The sequence below is a fragment of the Leptolyngbya sp. FACHB-1624 genome (assembly GCF_047649235.1).
Lineage (GTDB): Bacteria > Cyanobacteriota > Cyanobacteriia > Leptolyngbyales > Leptolyngbyaceae > Leptolyngbya > Leptolyngbya boryana.
Map to the genome: position 1 here is coordinate 6,237,215 of NZ_CP180258.1, position 23,620 is coordinate 6,260,834.

Here is a 23,620-nt window from a genome sequence, read left to right on the forward strand (position 1 = left end):
ATACATTCTGAACGATGATCTTTCGCAGCCTCCGAAAGTGAATCCGCTCACTTGGTTTGCTCCAGGGTTTTCGCTTACTTTGTTTTTATTACTCAAAGTTGGATTTTCGGTTGCGATCGCACTCAAGTTTATGTATGGGATCGCAACGATTCTCGGCTGGTTCGGATGGGCACTCATTTTTCGTGATGTCATTCAATCCCAACAACAAACATTCGTCTCAAACAGCGCTGCCGTTCTGCTAGCGCTCGGACTTCCGCTGTATTTCACTTATGATTGGGTTGGAACTGATTTATTTTTATGGGCGGGCATCCCGTTTATCATCCGCTTATTTTATTTGAGTGAATTGTCCCAAGATGAGAAACTCGATCGATATTTCTGGCTCGGATGCTTAGTTGGCTTAATGTATGTCTTTCGATATGCTTCAGCTTTTATTTTTATTGGTTTTCTTCTACTGTTTCTAATCAGGAGAAAAGGATTCATTAAGCTTAGAAAAATTACTCTAGGGTTTGGAATATTTTTGTGCGCGGTTTCACTGTATCGCATATTTGTTAAGACAACTGTTCCCACTCAGCTTACTTCAGAGAGATTTCTTCAAATCGATATATTACGCAGCAAGCTTTCTGAAATTATTAATAGCATCACGCAATTTAAGTTTCTTTTATTTAGCCATCTTAATCATTACTATATTCCTGGCAGTCGATCTCTAGTGATAGTTATATTGCTAGTTTTATTATTTGTTTTAATCTGGGGCTATCCAAGCTTTAAAGCAAGAAACTTAAGAAATCCTCGAATTGAATTCATTCTCTGTCTTAATTTTGCACTTATTATTTTCCTCGCTTTGATTAGCTTCTTTTCTTCTGTTAACTTTCTATATCTCGGAGATCAACGTTACTATTATCCGCTTTTTCCTTCACTCACATTGCTGATTTATGAAGTTGGGTTTTGCACAATAGAAAATAAGCTCAATCAAGACCGAATTATCAAGACAATCGCTCTACTTTATTTGGGAGTTCTAGCATTTTCTACAACGACTGTATTTTTACGTGCACCTCATCGAGTCTTTGGCTTTTGGGAGATTAACCCTCCGGTTGATATTGCAGCATACCCAAGTAACGAAATTCGGAGTCGATTTCCTGAAAGCGATCGCAAAGTGATTGAACTATTACATCAAAATCCGAAAATGCTCGCGATCTCTTTTGCTCAAAGCTTCATTTTTTCTCACCTTGTAGAAACAGATATACGTAAGCGGATGTTGCCTGTTGCAGCGGTCGCAAATGTGAATTCAAATTTTTTATCTCAACATACTCTTAGCCAGGAGATTGATGCATTTCTCATTTTCGGCATTGATGACAGTTGTAAAACTTACTGCTATCACACAACGAGTAGAGAAGTCGAATTAATGAAACAAATTCCCCCTCCCCAGCTTGTGTACAAAAACGAAATCGAGAAAATTAGAGTCTTCTCGACTAAGCTACCAAAAGGATTAAAGGTTGTGTTTTCTTCGCAAGCGTCTCCGATATGACTCAGCTAACTCCCAGAGCAATTCCGGTTGTGATGATTCATACCGGGTATTCACCTTATTTGCCATACACACTTGCTCAAGCCAAAGCAACGAATCCTCGATCGCAAATTGTTCTATTAGGTGATCGACGAAATGCTTTTCTCAACTTTGTACATCACAAGGATATCTCGAACTATTTTGCGGCAGCAAAAGCGTTTGATCAGGTGTATCGCAATCAGCACCGAAGTCCCAATAGCTATCAGTATGAGTTGCTGTGTTTTCAGCGCTGGTTCATTTTGAAAGAATTTATGGAGGTCAATCATATTCCCGTCTGCCTGCACATTGATTCCGATCTAATGCTTTATGGCAATGCAACTGAAGAGTTCGATCGTATTCAAGCGAAGCATCCGAAGGTTGAATTTACTGTACACAATCGAGGCTGTGGGCATAACTCGTTTATTACGCTGAGCGGCATTCGTAAGTTCTGTAACCTAATTATGGAGACTTACACCAATCCAGACTTGTTTGAGATCATCGAACAACAACAAGCCAAGCGACGTGCAGATCGTCCGCACTTACCGATTGAGGTTTTAGGCGGAATTTCAGATATGAGCTTGCTGCGGCGATTTTGCGAACTGTATCCCGATAAAATTGCTTCAACAGGGGAGATCATCGAATCTGCCACATTCGACTTCAAAATCGACTCAGACAGCGGCGGATACGAGATGGAAAACGGTTTGAAAAAGATTCAATGGAGAAATCGACAGCCGTTTTGCAAACAATTGAACTCGGATCAGTGGGTGCGGTTTAATTCGCTTCACTTTCAAGGCGGAACGAAGAAACATATTGACCAATACTTCAAAGGCAATGTTCTGACGGTGTTCTATTACAAGCTGACTGGTCGCGTACTCTGGAAGCTCCAGCACTCGTAGACTACAAATCTCGCCACTCTATTCGCAGTCAATCCGGTATCATCTGAGATCGTTCAGCAACTGCGCTCAATGCTTTAATCTTTACTTGAAGAAGCCATTCCTATGAATCAAGTCAACATCTCACCTGGGATCACGATTGGAGAGCATCAGCCATTGGCGCTGATTGGCGGTCCTTGTGTGATCGAATCAGAAGACTTTACGCTGAAAATGGCAGACCAGATTAAACAAGTCTGCGATCGCTTATCGATTCCGTTCATCTTCAAATCCTCATTCGACAAAGCAAATCGTACGTCGATCATGTCCTACCGAGGACATGCGATCGACGAGGGCTTGGAAATTTTGCGGAAGGTGAAAGAAAAAATTGGAGTTCCGGTACTGACTGACATTCACGAAAGCAATCAAGCTGCAATCGCGGCTGAAGTCGCCGATGTGCTACAAATTCCTGCTTTCTTGTGTCGCCAAACGGATCTCTTAGTTGCTGCGGCTGAAACAGGACGTACGGTGAATGTGAAAAAAGGGCAGTTCCTCGCACCGTGGGATATGAAGAACGTAGTTCGGAAGCTGGAAACGAGCGGCGCGAAAAACATTTTGCTGACCGAGCGCGGGACAAGCTTTGGCTATAACGCGCTAGTTGTGGATTATCGATCGCTGCCGCAGATGAGAGCACTTGGCTATCCGGTTGTGTTTGATGCAACACATAGCGTTCAGATGCCCGGAGGACAAGGCGATAAGTCTGGTGGTCAGCGTCATTTTGTTCCGACGCTTGCAAGAGCGGCGGCTGCCGTTGGGATTGATGCACTGTTCATGGAAATTCACGAAGATCCTGACAATGCACCCAGCGATGGTCCGAATATGATTCCACTGTCAGAATTAGAAGCGGTTTTGAAGCCGATTTTGCAGATTCGCTCGGTGGTCTCTGAATCATGACTTTGATCCCTCAAGCCGAACTCGAAGCACGATTGGCTCAAGTGCAGTTACTCGCACTTGATGTTGATGGTGTTCTGACGGACGGTGGACTGTATTATACCGAAACGGGCGAAGAACTGAAGAAGTTTAACGTCAAAGATGGGTTAGGGATTCAGCGAGCCATGGGTTGCGGGGTACAAGTTGCAATCTTTTCGGCAGGATCTTCTTCAGCGACCTTGCATCGGGCGAAGCGGTTGGGAATTCAGCATGTGTATCTCAGAGTTCCAGATAAGTTAGCTGCACTGAAACAATTGTGTGAAACCTTGTCGGTTTCGCTCGATCGCGTCGCTTATATCGGTGATGATTTAGTCGATATTCCTGCCATGCGAACGGTTGGTGTGCCGATCACGGTTGCCGATGGAATGCCCGAAACTCAAGCGGTTGCCGTCTATATTACTCAAAAGTCCGGAGGACAGGGAGCAGTACGCGAAATCTGTGATCTGATTGCGAAACTTCACCCAACTGATGCGAGTTCTACATATCAATCAATCTGATACCTATGGCGGAGCCGCGATCGCGGGTTATCGTCTGCATCAAGGCTTACTTAGTCAAGGCGTGGATTCTCGCTTAATGGTCGGGCGGATGGAAACGAATGACGATCGAGTGTCTTTAGTGCCTCATGTGTCACCGTTTGAGCAGCAATTCAAGCGCGTCACCCAAAAGTTCGGTTTCAATCACGTACATTTGTGGTCAACATTCCAGATCGCTCACCATGATTTTTATCAATCGGCTGAGGTTCTGAATTTCCACAACATCCACACTGGATTTTTTAACTATCTCGCTCTGCCAAGACTCGTAAAACGTAAGCCTGCAGTGCTGACTCTGCATGATATGTGGCTGTTTACAGGACACTGTGCCTATAGCTATGGCTGCGATCGCTGGAAAATCGGCTGCGGAGATTGTCCAGATCTTACGATTTATCCTGCAATGCGCCGAGACAGCACTCGATGGGAATGGAAGCTCAAAGACTGGCTTTACAATCAAGCAGCGTTTTCTGTCATTGCGCCAAGTCGATGGCTGGCAGATTTAGCTCACCAGAGTTTGCTGAGCCGATTTCCGATCTATCACATCCCGAATGGTATTGATCTAGAAGTTTATCAACCGCTGAATCGAGCAGATTGTCGGTCGAAGCTTCAAATTCCCCCCGATCGCCAAGTGATTTTGTTTGTCTCACACACGCTGAAAGATGCCCGTAAAGGTGGTGATGTGATGCTGCAAGCGTTAGGGCGACTTCCTAACTCGGCAAAGTCCAACTTAGTTCTACTCGCAATGGGCGAAGAGGGAGAAAACATTGCAGCCCAAGTTGGCATTGATACGATCTCGCTTGGCTATGTGAAAGAAGAACATTTGAAAGCAATCGCTTATTCTGCGGCAGATTTGTTTGTATTTCCGACTCGTGCCGATAACTTACCACTTGTGCTGCAAGAAAGTATGGCTTGCGGAACGCCGATGGTTTCTTGTGACGTGGGAGGAGTTTCAGACTTAGTTCGTCCGGATGTAACTGGATATCTTGCGAAGCCTGAAGATGTCGAAGATCTAAGTCGCGGGATTCAGATGCTCTTGAACTATCCGGAACAGCGTCGAAAGATGGGAGAAGCTTGTCGATCGATTGCGGTTTCAGAATATTCGATCAATTTGCAAGTTCAACGCTATCTCGACGTATACCAGCAGAGTTTATCCCAGTGATCTATGAGTGATAGTCTTCGTGTTCAGTCGTTTCCCATCGTGTCGATGCCTTCAAAACGTTATCTTTTTGATTCGTTTAAATTCAGTTTGTTGCAGTGGATCGGCAAGATTCCCGCGCAAACAATTCGCCATTTTCTCTATCGCAGGCTCTACCATCTGACGATCGGTGAGGGAACTGTGATTTATAACAGTTGCCATTTTCGTTCTCCTGAGAAAACGATTATCGGTAGTCATACAAGTATTGGCGATCAGTGTGTGTTAGATGGGCGGGGCGGACTAACGATTGGGCATTCGGTCAATCTTTCAACTGCGGCTTGGATCTGGACAGCACAGCATGATTTGAACGATCGAGAGTTTGCTGGAACCTCCGCTCCGGTTGTCATTGAAGATTATGCTTGGATTAGTTCAAGAGCGACAATTTTACCCGGAGTGACGATCGGGAAAGGTGCGGTAGTTGCAGCGGGCGCGGTTGTGACGAAATCAGTTGCTCCGTTTGACATTGTAGGTGGTGTACCTGCCAAAAAAATTGGAGAGCGCAATCAGAACCTCGATTACAAACTGACCTCTTGCATCGCTTTTTGGTAGCCCGAATGATTACAGTGATTACTCCTGTTTACAATGGTGAACATTATATTGAAGCTTGCTTGCAATCGGTTATTGCTCAAAACTGTTCAGAGGTCGAGCATTTGATCATGGATGGGGGATCACACGATCGCACCATCGAAATTATCAAATACTATGCAGATCTCCATCCTCATATTCGCTGGATCTCTGAGAAAGATCGGGGACAATCGGATGCGATGAATAAAGGGATTCGACTAGCAAAAGGGGAGATTATCGGCTTTCTGAATGTGGATGATTACTATGAGCCGAATGTGCTCAATCGGGTGCTAGAAGTTTTCTCATCGCTCCCTCAGCCAAGTTTTATTGTTGGCAATTGTAATGTCTGGAACGATGCGGGGGAGTTAAAGAAATTTAACCGTCCGATCAAGCTCAAACTTAAGGATCTATTGCTGGGCGCAGAAATTAATCCCCATCCTATCAATCCATCCGCCTACTTCTATCATCGCTGTTTGCATGATCACGTCGGACTTTACAACGTTGATGAACACTTTACGATGGACGTAGATTTTATCTTTCGAGTCGTTCAAGTTGCGACTGTAAAACACATTGATGAAACCTGGGGTAACTATCGTGAAATCGAAGGTACAAAGACGATTCTTGATTGGCGATCGGGGGAAGGAGAACGACGGGTTGAAGCCTTGCTCAAGTCCTACCGCGATCGCTTACCGCTACGATCCCAACTTCAAGTTGCGACACTCTACTTTCTGCTCAACACTCCCAGAAAAACAATCAAACATATTAAGCGAACCATTGGAAAAACCTTGATGAGGGCTAGAATTTGATGAATATTGGCTATCTTCACATTGGATTACCGCAACATGGGATTCATCGCTATGGACGATTGTTAGCTGCAGAAGCGCGAACTCGATCTCAGATCAACGTGATCGAAGCTGATGTTCAGTTAACCGGAGATCGATCGCGTGATCGTCATGCTCTCATCAATGCGGCACAAACCCTCTCTCAGGCAGATGTGATTCACTTTCAATATAACCGTGTGATTTGGGGAGAAGATTGGCGACAGATTCATCATCTCAATACGTTTCTTGATCGCTGTTCTCGTCCTTTGATTGTGACGCTGCACGATATTTTCTATCCGCCTTCGAGTGCTACTTTGGTACACAAGTATCGATCCCATCCGGGTAGTGTTCGGGTCGCGGAACTGATCAAAGCAATATTGCGCGATCAACTCTCACCGAACATTCTGGCACTGCAAAAAGTGATTTCGCGATCGCAGAGTGCTCTTGTATGTACCCAAGAAGAGGCGCGACGATTAAGCAATCGGATTGTTAGCTCAAAAATTAAGATTATTCCGCACTTTGTAGAATCACGCACGCCTGGAATCAGTCGAATCGAATCGCGAAAAGTTTTGCATCTCCACAACTTTACTGTCATTACACTATTGGGATTTATCTACAGCGGTAAAGGGCATAAATTGCTCATTCAAGCGCTGCCTCATCTCCCCGCCCATGTCAAACTCATTTTCGCAGGCGGGGTGAGTCCAGGACACGAAGCTTATTTTCAGGATTTGATGGCACTGGCGGAGAAAGAAGGAGTCAGAGATCGTATTCACGTGACAGGCTATCTTTCAGAATCAGAACTTGAACGTTATCTTCTCGCTACTGATCTAGCAGTCTGTCCCTTTCGTCAAACTTCTGCATCAGGTTCTCTTTCGACCTGGCTTTCGGTTGCCTGTCCTATTCTCGCCTCTAACATTCCTCAAGTTGCTGAGTATAATACTCTCGCTCCTGGTGCGATCAAAAATTTCGAGGACTATACGCCTAACGGGTTGAAAGCAGCGATTTTAGAATTTCTAGCCACAGGTTGCAAACCTGAAGATCACAAGATTGCGGCTCTGCGTCACCAGCTTTCGATTGCTAATATTTTTGATCAGCATCTTCACTACTACGATCGTTTACTGGAGCTTGACTATGTTGCATAGACGATTAGGGCAATTCTTAAAATCGACTCTGCTCATTTACGAAAGTGTGAAATATTGGGCAAAAGAACAACCTGACTCTAGAGCAAAAGTCTGATTTGAAAATCTCATAGAACCTCAAGTCATTTATCGAACTGCTCCGCTCAAGATCGAGTCTGAATTGTACCCAGAATTTACAGCGCTTGCTTCCAATCGAAAGTTACCTCTGGCACTTGAACAGCTTTTATCCTTAACACGAACGCTTTATCTATGTCACAGCATGTTTTACCATACTTCAAGAAGCTATCGAAAATCCTGGGAGCGACAAACTGCTGAGCGAAATAACATGAGTCTTCTAGTCGATACGTTTTTTACAACAAATGCAAACGGTCATGGGGGCGATCATCGTACCGCACAAATTGCCGAACTGATTGGGAAAGCAAATCTAGAGATAACGCCGTTTTCGCGCACGCTTCTCAAATCGGCTCAAAGCCGATCAATTGCTGCGCTCAAAGCCGTATTAGATCCTGCTACCTGGCAATTTATCGCGAAGCATCACTTGAAGATCAATCCTGCATTTCGCTCGATCGCGTTTTGCGGATTTCAGCGTCAGCTCTATCAGCGAGTTCTGCAACAGCATACAGGCAGCAAAGTCTTGATCTGGGAAGCAACAAAGAACTATATTGCACCGTTTGTCGCAGCAGAACAGCACTTTAAGGTCATTGCATTTCCTCACAATCTAGAAGCATTAGTTCCAGATCAGGGAGCGATTTTTGAGAATTTTGAAACAGAAGTGCAAGCGTTAGTCAAAGCAGACTGGGTGTTTTGTATTTCTCGTGAGGAAGAATGGCTACTTCGCACGAAGGGAGCTAATGCTCATTATCTGCCTTACTATCCTCCTCAACTTGTTTTAGAGCGGTTTCTCAAGGTTCGAGCAGCAAGGCAAAATATGACAAACGATCGCTTTCTAATTCATGGCAATGCGAAAAATCCGCCAACTCGTAACGGTATGATCGAGCAAATTGAATGGCTCAAGAAAGCCAGAGAAACTTTTCCCTTTGAAGTGGATATTGTCGGGTATGGCACAGAGAAGCTCAAAGAACACTGCGAGTCTGCTGATTTTGTTGTACACGGCAGTGTCACTCCTGAACAATTAGAAGCGTTTCTCACGTCTGCCAAAGCGGCACTCATTCATCAAGTTCCCACTTCTGGGGCACTCACTCGAATTCCCGAATTGCTCATTGCTGGCATTCCTGTGATTGCAAATCGGAATGCTTCGAGAAGTACCTCTGATTATGCTGGGGTCTATCAATATGATGATTGGATTGAGTTAACAGAATTGATGAGTCGCTCGCTTAAATGTCCTGAAATGCTTGATCGCCCTGTTGCGCACGAGAAACGGGTGATTGATTGTCTACAAGCATGTACAAGTCCATCTTAATCTAACAACATCATGAAAGTCTTAGTCACGGGTTCCAACGGTTTGATCGGCTCTGAAGCGGTTGAATATTACGATCGTCAAGGGCACGAGGTGATCGGGGTCGATAACAATATGAGGGCTGAATTCTTCGGTGCACAAGGCGATACGACCTGGAATCTTCAGCGTCTGAGTGCAAAAACAAAAAATTTCAAGCCGCATAGCATTGATATTCGCGATCGCGATCGTCTATTTGAGCTATTTCAAATCCATGCTTTTGATCTGATCATTCACTGTGCCGCGCAGCCGTCTCACGATAAAGCTTGTCAGATTCCCATCTTGGACTTTGAGGTGAATGCACTTGGAACAATGAATTTGCTTGAAGCAACTCGGCAATACTGCCCGGAAGCAGTCTTCATTCACATGAGCACGAATAAAGTGTATGGCGATGCTCCGAATGAACTGCCGCGCGTCGAACTCGAAAAGCGCTATGACTATGCCAACGAAGCAGACTATCACGGCATTTCTGAAGACTGTCGCATCGATCGCACTTTACATTCTCTGTTTGGAGCTTCCAAGACCGCAGCTGATATTGTTGCTCAAGAGTACGGACGCTATTTCGGTATGAACGTCGGCATCTTTCGCGGCGGCTGTCTCACAGGTCCCTCTCATTCTGGAGTCGAACTGCATGGTTTTCTTTCTTACCTGATAAAAGTTGCCGTTACAGGCGGAACCTATCGCGTATTTGGCTACAACGGGAAACAAGTCCGCGACAACATCCACAGCTATGATGTGATCCAAGCCTTTGAAGCCTTTCGCCGCAATCCTAGACCCGGAGAGGTTTACAACCTGGGAGGCGGTCGCGAAAACAGTATTTCAATTCTCGAAACTTTTGACTTCGTTGAGCAATTGACCGGACGAAGCGTGAATTGGCTGTATGTAGAACAAAACCGCATTGGAGATCACATTTGCTACATTTCTGATTTACGCAAGCTCAAGAGCCATTTTCCAGAATGGCAAATCACACGCAGTATTACTGACATTTTGCAAGAAATCATTGCCGCTGAGGATTCAAAATATGCGGGTGCCCGCTAAGCTATCTGTTCCATCCATGCGAAGTCTTTTGCTGTTTGATCTCGGTCCTACCGGGCATCATCCCGCTTATCTCAGACATGTCGCGCAGTACTGGCAAGATCATCAGATTCCAGGCTGTTTGCATCTTGTCGTGTCTCCAGAGTTAGCCAGAAGACACCCAGATTTAATCGTATTGGCGACAGAATCCGACCTGAGCAGCGTTCGATTTACGGTAGTCACTGAAGCAGAATACGCCAGCTATCGAACGCCTCGATCGCTGATTGTTCGATCGTTCAACGAATGGCGTATCTTTTGTCGCTATGCTCGATCGCTCAATCCCACGCAAGCTCTCGTAATGTTCCTTGATAGTCTACAGCTACCGATCGCATTTGGAGAACGATCTCCTTGTCCGGTATCCGGGATTTATTTTCGTCCAAGCTTTCACTATCATCGTTTCTCAACGCATCCGGTATCTAAGCCTAATCGCTTCAAGCAATGGGGACAACTCGCGATCGTCGCCCAAATCCTCCGACGCTCGCAGTTCAACACTTTGTTTTGCCTCGATCAATTTGCTGTGTCTGACCTTCAGCGCTTGACTCAAAAACCAATTTTGCCTCTAGCTGATCCGGTCGAAATTCCAGCCTGTGACGCGAATGAAGTGCGAAACTTGCACCAACAGCTTGAAATTTCACGCGATCGTCATGTTCTATTATTGTTTGGAGAATTGAGCGGTCGTAAAGGTATTTATCAAGTGCTAGACGCGCTCAAACTCCTCCCGATCGCAGTTCAATCTCAACTCTGTCTTGTGCTGGCAGGTCCCGTTAATGCGACTGCCGAATCGATTCGAGCCGAAATCGAGCAGATCCGCCAAACCACTCCAGTGCAGATAATTTTGTGCGATCGCTATATCAAAGGAGCCGAAGTACAACAGTTCTTTGAGCTTGCAGACACCGTTCTCGCGCTCTATCAGCGCCATGTAGGAATGAGTTCGATTCTGGTTCATGCTGCTGCTGCTCGAACACCTGTCATCGGCTCAAACTACGGACTAATGGGAAAACTAATCGAACAGTATCAGTTAGGATTAGCAATTCAGGCAGAAGACAAGCGCGAAATCGCTCAGAGCATTGAACAGCGATTCTGTTTACCTGCAGATGGACTCTGCAATGCTGAAAGGATGAATGAATTTGCTCAGCTTAATCTTGCTAAAAAGTTTGCCAAAACGTTGATTAATCAATTCGTCGATCGTTCATTTCATCCTCAAGCTGAGAGTTTTAGCTATGTCGAAAAATGCTAAGATTGCTGCGATCGCGCTTGCCACTTTCGTTCACGGCTTAACGCTGTACTTCGCGATCTCTGGTGCGCTGGGCATACATACGACAGTCCTAACCGCAATTTTCCAGCTTGGAACGATCTTGATTGGGCTGATCTTCACCTTCTACACTCCGGAATCGCGGCGGAAGCTTTTCCGATTTGGCTTCTTTGAGATTTTCTACTGTGCTTTTATTGCTTTAGTGATCTACGATCTGGTCAGGATTCCTGATCCATTAGTGTTACCTAGCAATTTTGCCATCTATACCAGTGTCTATTGGTTCGCTCTAATTTTATTGAGAAGCTTATCTTTTAGTCAGCTTAAAATCTTCTGCTACGTTACAACTTGTCTCGCAGTACTCACCTCCTTAATTCTATTTGTACAGGTTGTGACCGGAACAGCAACTTGGGTCGATAACGGCAACAGATTAGCAGTTGGAACCTCTGGCAATCCCATTATTGCTGGATACACAGGGGCTTATTGTTGTCTAGCAAGCTTAATCTTGTGGATCAAATCGCCATCTTCACAGAAATTGTTTTGGTTAGCTTGTAGTGCTCCTGGGTTCTTTGTTTGTGTTTCTTCAGGAACTCGCAGTGCCACGATATCAATGTTTGTCGCTGCTGCCTTAATTGGACTTTATGTGCTGAACATTCTCATGAAGTCTGGAAAGATGTTCTCGCGGTTTCTATCGACTTCTTTTGCGCTCGCAGGAGTTTTGGGATTGCTTCTTGTGCTTGCACCTGTATCTTCTGAACGGGCAGTAGCAACGAATAAAGCGGATCGGTCTCCGGTCGAAACTGCGGTTGAAAACGGCAATCGTAGAATTCAGGCTCTCGTGCAGATGTTTTCTGGAGGGGCAGGCGATATGTCAATTCAGGGACGAGAAAGTATTTACGCTAATACAATCGAGGTTTTTAATCAAAATCCAGTGTTTGGCAAAGGTCTTTACTCTGCGGGAGGAGCGCACAACGTCTTTCTACAAGTGGCAGCGGAATTTGGAATGATGGGAGTTTTGACATTTATTGTGCCGTTTCTGATGTTGACCTATCAGATGTTCAATATATTGCGAAGCGCGATCGCAAGTACTTCATCTTGGTCATACCAAGCTGCGTCGAAGTTCTTGAGAAGCGATTATTGGATGGTTTCTAGCTTTGCGGTTGTCATGTTGGTTCAAACTATCTCAATGTTCTCATTTCATGGTGATCCGTATCGCAGCCATCTCCCGATCGCTTGTTTAGGCGTTTTGATTGCATTCTTGAGACTCAATCACCGATCTCTTCGTAAGCCACAATGACTAGTGTTGCCTTGATCTTCAATAACTATGGTCCGTATCATTTCGCGCGATCAAATGCGGCACACCACCGATTTGATCAGATTGGATGGCAGCTTCATGCAATTGAACTGTCTCGATCGGATACAGACTACGCTTGGAAGGCTGCAATCGAGCAGTCGGATTGCCCATTCGTAACTGTGATTCAAGATCAATCACTGCAGTCTGTGAAACTAACCCAATTGATCCCTGCAGTTTATGAAACTCTCTCTCGAATTAATCCTGATGTCATCGCGATCGCAGGTTATTTTCAGCCTGGAATGTTAGCTGCACTCAGTTGGAGTCGTTTACATCGTAAGCCTGCAATTCTCTTATCTGCTTCTAAAGAAGATGATGCTCCTCGCACTGGAATTAAAGAGCAATTGAAGCGACGATTAATTCATCAGTATCAGGCAGCATTAGTCGGAGGGCAGCCGCAGAAACGATATCTACTGAAGTTGGGAATACCTGAGAATCGAATTTTTCTAGGCTATAACGTGGTGGGCAATGAAGTATTTCATCCGGATCGATTGCGATCGCTTCCCAATCCAGTAAAAGCCCCCTTCTTCTTGTCGATCAATCGGTTTATCGAGAAAAAAAACATTCCAAATCTCATTACGGCTTACGCTGCGTATGTTAAGAAAACTTCGGAACCGTGGGATTTAGTTTTATGCGGTGACGGAGAACTGAGACCTCAGATTGAAGCACAAATTCAGGCAGAAGGATTAAGCGATCGCGTTCATCTTCCTGGTTTTCTTCAGCAAGCGGAACTCATGCCCTATTTTGCTCATGCCAACTGCTTTATTCATGCCAGCTATCAAGAGCAGTGGGGATTAGTTGTGAACGAAGCTATGGCGGCAGGACTTCCGGTACTGGTGTCCAATCGATGTGGATGTTTTGAAGATTTAGTGATTGAAGGCGTGAATGGTTGGGGCTTTGATCCTAACAGTGTCGAACAGATGCAGCAGTTCATGAGCAAAGTTAGTTCAGATGTAAATTATGCCAAAACAATGGGAGGAGCCGCACTGAGACACATTGAAAAGTTTTCTCCAAACTATTTCGCTCAGGGCTTGCACCAAGCAGTTGAATCCGTATTGAAGTAGAACATGAAAATTTTAATTGTTATTCCTGCGATCGGTCTTGTGTATGGCGGGACATCGAAATTAGTTTTAGAGCTTGCTCAAGCTTTGGGCGATCGAGCACTTCAAATCGATATCGTGACCACAGACGCGAATGGGGCAACTAACTTAGATGTGCCGCTCTGCACTTGGCAGCAAGAGAAATCTTATCGAATCCAATATTTTCCGCGCTGGCGGTTGAGTGAATATAAATTCAGCTACCCGCTCACAGCGTGGTTATTTCAGCATCTTTGCGACTATGATTTAGTTCATACGATTTCGCTATTTACTTATCCAGTTGCGATCGCACATTGGTTATGCCAACTGTATAAGATTCCCTATATTGTCAATCCTCAAGGAATGTTAGACCCGTGGGCATTGAACTACAAAGGCTTCAAGAAAAAAGCATACTATACTTTAATCGAGCGTCCAATCCTGCGAAAAGCGAGTGTGATTCAGATGCTTTCTCAAGCTGAAGCCGATGGGATTCGACCTTTATCTTTGCCCGCTCCATTAAAGATTATTCCAAACGGTGTCCATCGACAGGACTTCGATCCGCTCCCTGACTCTGAACTGTTCTATCAAGCCTTTCCAGAGTTGCGAGGTAAATCATTAATTTTATTTTTAGGACGGATTGATCCGAAAAAAGGATTAGATCTCTTAGCCCCCGCTTTTGCTCGAATTCATGCAGAGTTTCCCAATACTCATTTAGTGGTTGCTGGACCCGACAACACTGGATTTCTACCTACTGCACAATCTTACTTCAAGCAATTTGGAGTCCTTGAAGCTGTCACCTTCGCTGGAATGCTCACTGGAACACTAAAACATGCAGCACTAGCAGCAGTCGATTTGTATGTCGCTCCGTCTTATTCCGAAGGCTTTAGTCTATCGATCCTTGAAGGAATGGCAGCGGGATTGCCTTGTGTGTTTACAACTGGGTGTAATTTTCCAGAAGCTGCGATCGCACAAGCCGCAAAAGTGGTCGAAATCGATGCGGATGAGATCGCACAAGCGATGCGACGACAGTTTGCCTATCCTGAAGCTGCAAAAGCGCTTGGAGAACGTGCCCGTCACTTAATTTTTCAGCACTATACCTGGGATCAAATTGCCGGAACGTTGCACCAAGCTTATCTTGATATTCTTGATCGAAAAAAACATGCCCTTAGCTCACAACCTGTCTCATAAACAGTCTTCAGAGGTTCGTCTCATGGAAGTTACTCCTTTGATCCTGACTTACAACGAAGCTGCTAATATTGGTCGAACACTGGAACAGTTGACTTGGGCGAAGCGAATTGTCGTCATTGATAGTGGGAGTACCGATGAGACATTAGACATTTTGAGGGCTTATCCTCAAGTTGAGATCTTTACCCGACCGTTTGATACGCACGCCAAACAGTGGAACTATGGCTTAGATAAAGTGGAGTCAGAATGGGTGCTTTCTCTAGATGCAGATTATGTGCTGTCCCCTGAACTGATTGAAGAGATTCGATCACTGTCCACCGATATGCCGATCAATGGATTCTTCATTCGATTCAAATATTGTGTCTTCGGTAAACCCTTACGAGGAACGCTTTTACCACCCCGACAAGCGCTATTTCGACGCGAGAAAGCGAACTACTTTGATGACGGTCATACTCAACAGCTTGAAGTGCAAGGCAAATCTGGTTTTTTGAAGGCACCGATTTATCACGACGATCGCAAACCCTTATCGCGCTGGCTCTGGGCACAAGATCGCTATATGGTACTGGAGGTGAAAAAATTACTAGCGACACCGACTCATGAACTGAGTTTGGGCGATCGTATTCGGAAAACCAAAATTCTCGCGCCGTTTGTCATTTTGATTTACTGTCTGATTCTCAAAGGCGGAATTCTTGATGGTTGGGCAGGATGGTATTACACTTTTCAGCGTGTTCTAGCTGAAATTTTGTTATCCATTCATTTGATCCAAGCAGAGAAAGGTTAACAAAATTGCGAAAATCGGTAAACTGAGGTCAAGGGTTCTACCAGTGATCAGGGTCTACCGTGTTAATTCGTTCTCGACTGCTTCGGTGCATTGCCTCCGTTGGCATTCTGCTTGGGTTGGGATATGTCCCGGCTCGACTGGCGATCGCTCGCCAGCAATCCCCCATGCCCGAAATGATTCTTATCTTGGGGGGAAGTTCCGATCGAGAAGAATACACCGTCAACCTCGCCCGACAGTATCCCTCGCTCAAAATCTGGGTATCTAGCGGCTCTCCAGATGCCAAACGCATTTTTCAGCACTCAGGCATTCCGCGATCGCGCTTGTATTTTGACACTCGTGCCACCGATACCGTCACCAACTTTACAACCGTGATCCCCGACTTGAAGAGACGTGGAATTCAGCACGTTTATATTGTGACTTCTGATTATCATATGCCGCGAGCCGAAGCGATCGCGACTATCGTATTTGGCAGTCAGGGCATTACCTTTACGCCTGTAGAAGTGTCTGGAGTGCATCGCCAAGAGTCAAAGCTGCGAGTTTTCCGGGATGTTGGGCGATCGATTGTCTGGTTAATGACGGGACGAACCGGAGCAAGTTTACGCGATCGATTTCGATAAATTAGCGCTCATTTTGTTTTTTCAATGAAACTCAAACCTTTCATGATCGTGCTGCTCGGACTTGGAGTAAGCATTGCGATGCTTGAACTAGGATTACGCCTGATTTTCGGATTTGGAAACCCACCGCTCCTACAAGTCGATCAAAATACAGGCTATCGATTTCAACCAAATCAAAAGCTGTTTCGATTTGGCAAATATATCGAAATTAATCAATATTCTCAACGCAATTCTCCGATTTCAGCAATCAAATCCCCAAATACCCGACGAATTCTGATGATCGGGGATTCGGTACTAAATGGCGGTGTACAGACCGATCAAGCTTACACAATCACCGAGCAATTTCGCGAACTTCTTGGTGGCTCGATCGAAGTTCTGAATGCGTCTACGGGATCGTGGGGCATCGAAAATCGGATCGGATACTTGTTGGAGTTTGGCAGCTTTCAAAGCGATGTCATTATCTTTCAGATTGGCACAAGCGATCTAATTCAGAGAACTGGTACTGGAACAATGATCGGAGTTGATCCGAGTTTTCCAAATCAGCGACCTTGGTCAGCGATCGAAGAAGTTTGGTCGCGCTACCTTCTCCGGCGATTTGTTCGTCAGGCGTTAATCATACCTGCTTATGCTGAAGTGCGATCGCCTCAAGATAAAGCCGCGTGGTTTGCACGCAACAGTCAGAGCTTTAGAGCAGCAGTTCGATCTTTGAGAACCAATCCCGAAACGAAGAGTATTCCAATCCTTGTGCTATATACCCCAAATCGAGATGAAGTAACCCCCACGCCACAGCAACCTTTGTACAAAGCAGAATTTTTTGCCCTGTTGAAACAACTCAAAATTCCAGTTGTTGATGTGCATCAATCTTGGGCATCTCTGCCCGTTGAGCATAAAACGAGCTATTTCATTGATGAGATTCATTTGAGCGAAACAGGAAATCAAGCTGTTTCGGATCTGTTATTTCAACAGCTTTGTGTTCAAGCGAAATCAACTTGGTGCAGACAATAGACTTTTAATGGTGATAGCGATGAAGATGGTACTACGGAAGCTCAGAAGAATTGGTAGAACTTTGCTTGGAAAGGATTTCTTTGCTACTGTTGATCGAGACTATCCGAAAGAGCGAATTGGTTCGGACTACGGCGGATGGGATGTTGTAGTCGATCACATTACACCGGATTCGATCGTTTACTCAGTGGGTGTGGGAGAAGATATCTCATTTGATTTGGGTATGATCGAGCGGTTTGGTGTGACCATTCACGCTTTTGATCCAACTCCAAGATCAATTGACTGGGTAAGGCAACAAAAGCTTACTCAACCCTTGATCATGCACGAATACGGTTTAGCTGATTTTGATGGCATAGTCTCTTTTAATCCACCTGAAAATGCTCAGCATGTTTCTCATACATTACTCGATCGCCCAACCACTCAAACTAGTGCAATCACCGTGTCGGTGAAATGTCTGGAAACTATCATGCGAGAACTGAGACACGATCGTATTGATTTACTCAAGATGGACATCGAAGGCGCAGAGTATCAAGTGATCGAATACCTTGCAAAATCAACGATTCGACCAGAACAAATATTGATTGAATTCCATCACCGGTTTCCGAATGTAGGCTGTCATAAAACCAAAGAATCGATTGAGCTACTACGAAAGCTAGGCTACAAACTATTTTCAGTTTCTGGAACTGGTGAAGAGTTTAGCTTTCTTCTTGATCCGGCAACCCGATAGATGATCACAATTTTTCAAGTTAAGGAGTTGCTCTAAATGCCAAATCTTTTGAATCGCAGACAGTTTCTAACACTCATGGGAGGAACTGCACTGCTACCTGCTGCTTGCCAGAGAGTTGAGTCCCGATCTGTCAGACATGCATCCGAATTCAAAATCTTTGACGCTTTAATCTATGGTGGAAAACCGAATGTTGGCTTGATGCCAATGCGAGTAGACGATCGAGGGTTTTTTGCAACAAAAGAGCGAATCACTCCAGATCGAGCAGCAACCCAAAAAAATGCTCGAACGACAGCTGAAAACTATTCGTACTTCACGATTGATATCGAACATTGGAAAGTCAACATTGGCGCAGATTCTGAAGCTGAAGTTCGAGAGAGTATCGACAAGTTTTTGAGAATTATTGAATGGACGCGAGAAGTGGCTCCTTCATTGAAAATAGGAGTGTACAGTATTCCGCCGATTCGCGACTATTGGACTCCGGTGCGAAATCACCCCGCAGGTCTAAAATCTTGGAGAGCGATCAATCAATTTCTCAAGCCGATCGCGGATGCCTCTGACTTTATCACGCCATCGCTGTATACCTTTTATGACGATGTTCCCGGATGGGTGACTTATGCCAGCGGAAACATCGAAGAAGCACAACAGTTTGGTAAACCTGTGTATCCGTTTCTCTGGTGTCGCTATCATCCGAGCAATCGTCAGCGGCGCAATCAGTTTATCGATGGAAACTTCTGGCGAACGCAGCTAGAAACAGTGCGCGATCGCGGCGCGAATGGTCTAGTACTGTGGGATTGGGCAGGGCATGACAATCCCAGAACAAACGTCTTAGACACTCGGCAGGCTTGGTGGCAAGAAACCGTCAAATTCAAAGCAACGCTCTGAGATAGAACTGTGACAGTTATTCATCTTGATCAATATACAATTCGCGAATATACTCCCGGCGCACCTGTTTGGAAGCAATTGCTTTGGTTTTTCATCGGAGATCCGATCGTCCGAAGTCGATTGCTCCCGATCTCTAGTCTCAAAGTTAGGGTACTCCGATCGTTTGGCGCATCGATCGGGCAAGGTGTCCGAATTAAACCGGGAGTCCAAGTAAAATTTCCGTGGCGATTGACGATCGGGAATCATTGCTGGATTGGAGAAAACGCCTGGTTTGATAATCTTGCTCCGATTGTTTTAGAGGATCATATCTGTGTGTCCCAATCGGTTTATTTCTGTACTGGAAATCATGATTGGACAGCTTCAACTTTTGATTTGCGAGTTGCACCCATTACCGTAAAATCTGGCGCTTGGTTAGCCGCACGATCGACGATCGCTCCCGGTGTTGAAATTGGCGAAGGCTCGGTTCTGAGCTTGGGAAGCGTTGCTGTAAAATCACTTGATTCTTGGACAATCTACGCGGGCAATCCTGCGGTTGCGATTAAACCTCGCGCTATCAAAGAGCAAAGCTTTTCTTCTAGTCTGTTAAACCCATGAAAGTTTCTATCATTACTGTTACCTACAATGCTGCTGCCACGATTCGAGACACGATCGAATCCGTTCTTGCTCAGGATTACCCCAATATTGAACACATCATTATTGATGGAGCATCCAAAGATAATACGGTCGAAATTGTTCAATCTTATGGCGATCGCATTGCTCGATTTGTCTCAGAACCCGATCGCGGCATGTATGACGGAATGAATAAAGGCATCAAGCTCGCGACAGGCGACGCGATTGCAATTCTGAATGCAGATGATGTGTATCTCAATTCACACGTTATTTCCACGATCGTCAATCAGTTCGAGCAGCACCAAGTCGATTCTGTATTTGCAGATCTCGTATACGTGAAGCATGACGAGCCAGATAAAATCGTGCGCTACTACAGTTCTGCCCATTTCCATCCGGATAAATTTGCTTATGGTTGGATGCCTGCTCATCCGACTTTTGTCGTAAAACGATGGGCATTTGATCGCTATGGTTTTTTCAAAACCGATTATAAGATTGCAGCAGACTACGAACTCTTGATTCGGTTTCTAGCAATTCATCAAATGAGCTATCACTACATTCCACAAGTTCTCGTCAAGATGCGGACTGGAGGAGCTAGCACTGCAAACCTCTCAAGCAATTGGATTCTGAACCGAGAGATCGTTCGAGGATGCCTAGAAAATGGCATCCAAACAAACATGACCAAGGTTCTGTCTAAATACTTTGTTAAGGTCTTTCAACTCGTCGCACGCCCCGCATGAACTTTTTGATTACTGGCGCAACTGGCTTTGTTGGCTCAGCCCTCTGTCAGCTTTTAGAACATTCAGAACATACCGTTTATGGCGTAGTTCGCAGTGATGCAGTGTTACCTCCCTCTGTAACACCAATTTTAGTCTCCTCGATCGCAGAATTGGATAATCATCCCATCCTGCCTCAAATCGATGTTGTCATTCACCTTGCAGCCCGAGTCCATCAGATGAACGATACTGCGGCTGATCCCTTGAGTGAATTTCGGGCAGTCAATACTGAAGCGACCAAATCGCTCGCGATCGCTGCTGCTACTGCTGGAGTCAAACGCTTTGTCTATCTCAGTTCGATTAAAGTCAACGGAGATGGACAAGCATCACCTTACACCGAGCGCAGTACGCCTCAACCTGCTGATGCCTATGGCATCAGTAAATGGGAAGCAGAATGTGCGCTCAATGAGATTGCAGCCACCACTGATTTAGAGATTGTAATTTTGCGCCCCCCATTAGTTTATGGAGCAGGGGTCAAAGCGAATTTTCTCAACTTGATGAACCTAGTCAAAACAGGCATTCCACTCCCGCTCGGTGGAATTCACAACCAGCGGAGTCTAGTCTATGTCGGCAATTTAGTGGATGCGATCGTCACTTGCGCCACACATCCTCAAGCCGCTGGACAGACGTTTCTTGTCAGTGATAGCACAGACGTTTCTACCCCAGAACTCGTTAGAAAAATTTCGGAATCGATGCGGAAACCTGTCCGGTTGATGCCAATCTCGCCTGTAATACTAACTAACCTCGCCCGGATCTTGGGTAAAACGGCAACGCTCGATCGTTTATTTGGTTCACTGACGATCGATAGTTCAAAGCTTCGCCAGACTCTTAACTGGCAGCCTCCGTTTACCCTCGAACAAGGTCTGGAACAAACTGCGAGAGGGTTCCAAGATACACACTGACTTGTTGAAGTAAAAAAAGCTGAAGGGGTCTATCTAAAAGCGGCTCAAAAAATCGTTTCGGTTTCGTTCCTATGAATATTTTTCCCAGTCTGCTACTGGCAAGTGGTGGCTTGAGTTTTGTGCTAGTCGCCTCGATTAGACAGTATCTCAGTCAGTATCTTCTTGATGTGCCAAACCATCGCAGTTCGCATACTCAACCGACACCCCGTGGAGGAGGACTTGGGTTTGTGATTGCATTTGCTCTCGTGAGCGCTATGCTAGCGTGGCTGGATTGGCAAACCTTCACTGCTAGCAATGCGTTATTCATTTGGGCGGCTTTAATTCCGTTAATTATTGTTGGCTTTTTCGATGATCGCGGTGATGTTCCCGCTCGAATTCGCTATCTTGTACAACTTAGCTCTGCTGGAATTGCGATCGCAGCGTTCAGCCCTTTTCCTCAACCTTGGCTAGCTCCACTGGGCATGGTTGGAGCGATGCTTGCGATTGCATTAACCATGATTGGGATGACTGCGCTGATCAATTTCTATAACTTTATGGATGGGTTAGATGGATTAGTTGCAGGCGTGTCTTTTGTGCAATTCACGTACTTAGCGATCGAATATAACCAGCCAATGCTCGCGCTGCTGGCGATTTCATTGCTCGGCTTTCTCTGGTGGAATTGGTCACCTGCCAAAATTTTCATGGGGGATGTCGGCAGTACTGTTTTGGGCGCGATGATTGCAATCTCGCTGCTAAATCAGTCTGGTGGTGCGGTGCAGGCTTGGTCATCTTTAGCGATTACATTACCACTGATTGCAGATGCGATTTACACGCTGATTCGGCGTGTGATTCGGAAAGAGAATATCTTTCAGCCGCATCGCACTCACCTTTATCAGAGACTACAGCAATCGGGCTGGAACCACGCTCAAGTTGCTAGCACTTATATTCTGGTCACGCTTGCGATCGCGCTGAATTTACATTTTCTACAGGAATTTGGAGCATGGCTCAGTTTGAGCGAAGTTGTCTGTGCGATCGCGCTTGGAGAAAGATATCTGAGCCATCAGCAAGGCATCAAAATGCGAACGGTAATTTATTCGTCTGTTCGGAACTTAATTATGGGAACCCGAGCTGGATGACGAAAAAATAGTCAGATTGAGCAGTGTTTAACGAGATGGAGAGAGATACAGTCAGTAATTTTGCTGAAATCTTCTATGATCTCTCTCAATCTCTTTCACAAAAGCTTAAAGAAATTACGAAAAGATACTGAAATTGGTCAAGTTCTTGTGTAGGATGTACTGTATAGCGATTAAGTTTGGCGAAAGTAAATTTGCAAACCTTGATCGATAGGCTTCAAAGGGGTTGATCTACAAGGGCAAGTTCGACAGATTTGCTCTCATCGCTTCGGCAGAGAAAGCGGATTGCTAGCCAGTGCAGTTTACCTTGGGATAGTCAATGAACAGTGTTTTAGTGATCGAAGACGATCAAGAAATCTTAGAAAATATTGAAGAGATTCTAGAGCTTCAAAGTTTCCAAGCACTGACGACGAGTAGTAGTGTTGCCGGGTTGCAATTGGCGAAAGAAGCACTGCCGAGCCTTGTGATCTGTGATGTCGTCATGCCTGAAATGGATGGCTATACGGTGTTGAGCGAATTACGTCAGCAGGCTGAAACGGCAACGATTCCGTTTATTTTTCTGACCGGGCGTTCTGAGCGCACAGATGTGCGAATGGGAATGGAATTGGGCGCAGATGATTATCTGACCAAGCCTTTTACTCAAGAAGAACTGATCGGCGCGGTGCAGAGTTGCTTAAATAAGTACGATCGCTTAACTCGTCAGTCTGAGGCACAAGCACAAGCTGCCCAATCAATTGAGAAGCAACTCCAAACCAGTCAAGAGCTAGCTGAGATGAATAGTATGCTGTTGCAGAAGCTATCCCAAGGCTTACGGCATCCTGTCTCGAATATTACGATCGCGACTTATATGTTGAAACAACATATCTCTGATCAAGATCTCGATCGCTATATTGCAATCTTAGAAGAAGAATGTGCTCGCAGTACATCGCTGTTGAATGAAGTTTCAGGATTGCAAGAGTATTTGAATCCATCAAAGATTAATTTGCTGCGTGGTAAGTTAAAGCTTCGGATTCCCTTGTAGGAGTTGGGAAAATGGAGTGCTCCGAAGACAGTGATCAATACTTCTTCCGTGATTACCTCAGTCTCTATTCAAGCAAATTTTCACTAGACGATCAGGCGTTATCTACAAGAACTTTTGGACAAGACTTTTGAGTGTGATCCCAAAATTGGATTGGGAATACTGGG

Annotated in this window: 24 protein-coding genes; all 24 read left to right on the forward strand. The window is 45.2% G+C overall.

Annotation, left to right across the window (positions count from 1 at the left end):
- The first annotated feature begins 130 nt into the window (after nt 1-130).
- The 24 genes from ACMUEV_RS29620 (at nt 131) to ACMUEV_RS29735 (ending at nt 23,456) form a co-directional block, all read left to right on the forward strand.
- On the forward strand, nt 131-1,522 hold the full coding sequence (locus ACMUEV_RS29620; protein ID WP_190650174.1) for a glycosyltransferase family 39 protein: 1,392 nt from the start codon (nt 131-133) through the stop codon (nt 1,520-1,522).
- Nucleotides 1,519-2,433, forward strand: a complete 915-nt coding sequence (locus ACMUEV_RS29625) for a hypothetical protein (protein ID WP_190650173.1) — start codon at nt 1,519-1,521, stop codon at nt 2,431-2,433. The genes ACMUEV_RS29620 and ACMUEV_RS29625 overlap by 4 nt, the downstream gene beginning before the upstream one ends.
- A 102-nt stretch (nt 2,434-2,535) precedes the next feature.
- Entirely contained in the window at nt 2,536-3,360 is an 825-nt protein-coding gene (gene kdsA / locus ACMUEV_RS29630) for a 3-deoxy-8-phosphooctulonate synthase (RefSeq protein WP_190650171.1), read from the forward strand.
- Nucleotides 3,357-3,893, forward strand: a complete 537-nt coding sequence (locus ACMUEV_RS29635) for a KdsC family phosphatase (protein ID WP_190650169.1) — start codon at nt 3,357-3,359, stop codon at nt 3,891-3,893. Before kdsA ends, ACMUEV_RS29635 begins: the two co-directional genes overlap by 4 nt.
- Complete coding sequence (locus ACMUEV_RS29640) at nt 3,865-5,085, forward strand: glycosyltransferase family 4 protein (protein ID WP_190650167.1); 1,221 nt, start codon at nt 3,865-3,867, stop codon at nt 5,083-5,085. Before ACMUEV_RS29635 ends, ACMUEV_RS29640 begins: the two co-directional genes overlap by 29 nt.
- 45 nt (nt 5,086-5,130) lie before the next feature.
- Entirely contained in the window at nt 5,131-5,670 is a 540-nt protein-coding gene (locus tag ACMUEV_RS29645; protein ID WP_277880283.1) for an acyltransferase, read from the forward strand.
- A gap of 5 nt (nt 5,671-5,675) precedes the next feature.
- Nucleotides 5,676-6,491, forward strand: coding sequence for a glycosyltransferase family 2 protein (locus ACMUEV_RS29650; RefSeq protein ID WP_190650163.1), 816 nt, complete (start codon nt 5,676-5,678; stop codon nt 6,489-6,491).
- A complete protein-coding gene (locus ACMUEV_RS29655; protein ID WP_190650160.1) occupies nt 6,491-7,648 on the forward strand; it encodes a glycosyltransferase in 1,158 nt (385 codons plus the stop codon). The genes ACMUEV_RS29650 and ACMUEV_RS29655 overlap by 1 nt, the downstream gene beginning before the upstream one ends.
- Nucleotides 7,649-7,970: 322 nt before the next feature.
- Nucleotides 7,971-9,065: a hypothetical protein gene (locus ACMUEV_RS29660; protein WP_190650159.1), complete on the forward strand. Its 1,095-nt coding sequence runs from the start codon at nt 7,971-7,973 to the stop codon at nt 9,063-9,065.
- A 12-nt stretch (nt 9,066-9,077) separates the two neighbouring features.
- The gene (locus tag ACMUEV_RS29665; protein ID WP_190650156.1) at nt 9,078-10,136 is read left to right on the forward strand and encodes an NAD-dependent epimerase/dehydratase family protein; all 1,059 of its coding nucleotides are present in this window, start codon (nt 9,078-9,080) and stop codon (nt 10,134-10,136) included.
- Entirely contained in the window at nt 10,120-11,409 is a 1,290-nt protein-coding gene (locus ACMUEV_RS29670; RefSeq protein WP_190650154.1) for a glycosyltransferase, read from the forward strand. Before ACMUEV_RS29665 ends, ACMUEV_RS29670 begins: the two co-directional genes overlap by 17 nt.
- A complete protein-coding gene (locus ACMUEV_RS29675) occupies nt 11,393-12,718 on the forward strand; it encodes an O-antigen ligase family protein (protein WP_190650152.1) in 1,326 nt (441 codons plus the stop codon). The genes ACMUEV_RS29670 and ACMUEV_RS29675 overlap by 17 nt, the downstream gene beginning before the upstream one ends.
- Complete coding sequence (locus tag ACMUEV_RS29680) at nt 12,715-13,836, forward strand: glycosyltransferase family 4 protein (RefSeq protein WP_190650150.1); 1,122 nt, start codon at nt 12,715-12,717, stop codon at nt 13,834-13,836. Before ACMUEV_RS29675 ends, ACMUEV_RS29680 begins: the two co-directional genes overlap by 4 nt.
- Before the next feature lie 3 nt (nt 13,837-13,839).
- Nucleotides 13,840-15,036, forward strand: a complete 1,197-nt coding sequence (locus tag ACMUEV_RS29685) for a glycosyltransferase (protein WP_190650148.1) — start codon at nt 13,840-13,842, stop codon at nt 15,034-15,036.
- 22 nt (nt 15,037-15,058) lie between these two features.
- The gene (locus ACMUEV_RS29690; RefSeq protein ID WP_190650146.1) at nt 15,059-15,814 is read left to right on the forward strand and encodes a glycosyltransferase family 2 protein; all 756 of its coding nucleotides are present in this window, start codon (nt 15,059-15,061) and stop codon (nt 15,812-15,814) included.
- A gap of 59 nt (nt 15,815-15,873) precedes the next feature.
- A complete protein-coding gene (locus ACMUEV_RS29695; protein WP_190650144.1) occupies nt 15,874-16,431 on the forward strand; it encodes an ElyC/SanA/YdcF family protein in 558 nt (185 codons plus the stop codon).
- Between the two features lie 24 nt (nt 16,432-16,455).
- The gene (locus tag ACMUEV_RS29700; protein ID WP_190650141.1) at nt 16,456-17,433 is read left to right on the forward strand and encodes an SGNH/GDSL hydrolase family protein; all 978 of its coding nucleotides are present in this window, start codon (nt 16,456-16,458) and stop codon (nt 17,431-17,433) included.
- 19 nt (nt 17,434-17,452) lie between these two features.
- Nucleotides 17,453-18,157 (forward strand): FkbM family methyltransferase, encoded by a 705-nt coding sequence (locus ACMUEV_RS29705; RefSeq protein ID WP_190650139.1) that lies wholly within the window; start codon nt 17,453-17,455, stop codon nt 18,155-18,157.
- A 36-nt stretch (nt 18,158-18,193) separates the two neighbouring features.
- On the forward strand, nt 18,194-19,039 hold the full coding sequence (locus ACMUEV_RS29710) for a hypothetical protein (protein ID WP_190650137.1): 846 nt from the start codon (nt 18,194-18,196) through the stop codon (nt 19,037-19,039).
- Between the two features lie 9 nt (nt 19,040-19,048).
- Complete coding sequence (locus tag ACMUEV_RS29715) at nt 19,049-19,633, forward strand: WcaF family extracellular polysaccharide biosynthesis acetyltransferase (RefSeq protein WP_415354716.1); 585 nt, start codon at nt 19,049-19,051, stop codon at nt 19,631-19,633.
- Nucleotides 19,630-20,385 (forward strand): glycosyltransferase family 2 protein, encoded by a 756-nt coding sequence (locus tag ACMUEV_RS29720; RefSeq protein ID WP_017285603.1) that lies wholly within the window; start codon nt 19,630-19,632, stop codon nt 20,383-20,385. The genes ACMUEV_RS29715 and ACMUEV_RS29720 overlap by 4 nt, the downstream gene beginning before the upstream one ends.
- Nucleotides 20,382-21,323 (forward strand): UDP-glucose 4-epimerase family protein, encoded by a 942-nt coding sequence (locus ACMUEV_RS29725; protein WP_190650135.1) that lies wholly within the window; start codon nt 20,382-20,384, stop codon nt 21,321-21,323. Before ACMUEV_RS29720 ends, ACMUEV_RS29725 begins: the two co-directional genes overlap by 4 nt.
- A gap of 71 nt (nt 21,324-21,394) precedes the next feature.
- Nucleotides 21,395-22,438: an MraY family glycosyltransferase gene (locus ACMUEV_RS29730; RefSeq protein ID WP_017285601.1), complete on the forward strand. Its 1,044-nt coding sequence runs from the start codon at nt 21,395-21,397 to the stop codon at nt 22,436-22,438.
- A 316-nt stretch (nt 22,439-22,754) separates the two neighbouring features.
- Nucleotides 22,755-23,456 carry a response regulator transcription factor gene (locus ACMUEV_RS29735; RefSeq protein WP_017285600.1) on the forward strand — a complete coding sequence of 234 codons (702 nt, stop codon included), beginning with the start codon at nt 22,755-22,757 and terminating at the stop codon, nt 23,454-23,456.
- Nucleotides 23,457-23,620 lie beyond the last annotated feature (164 nt).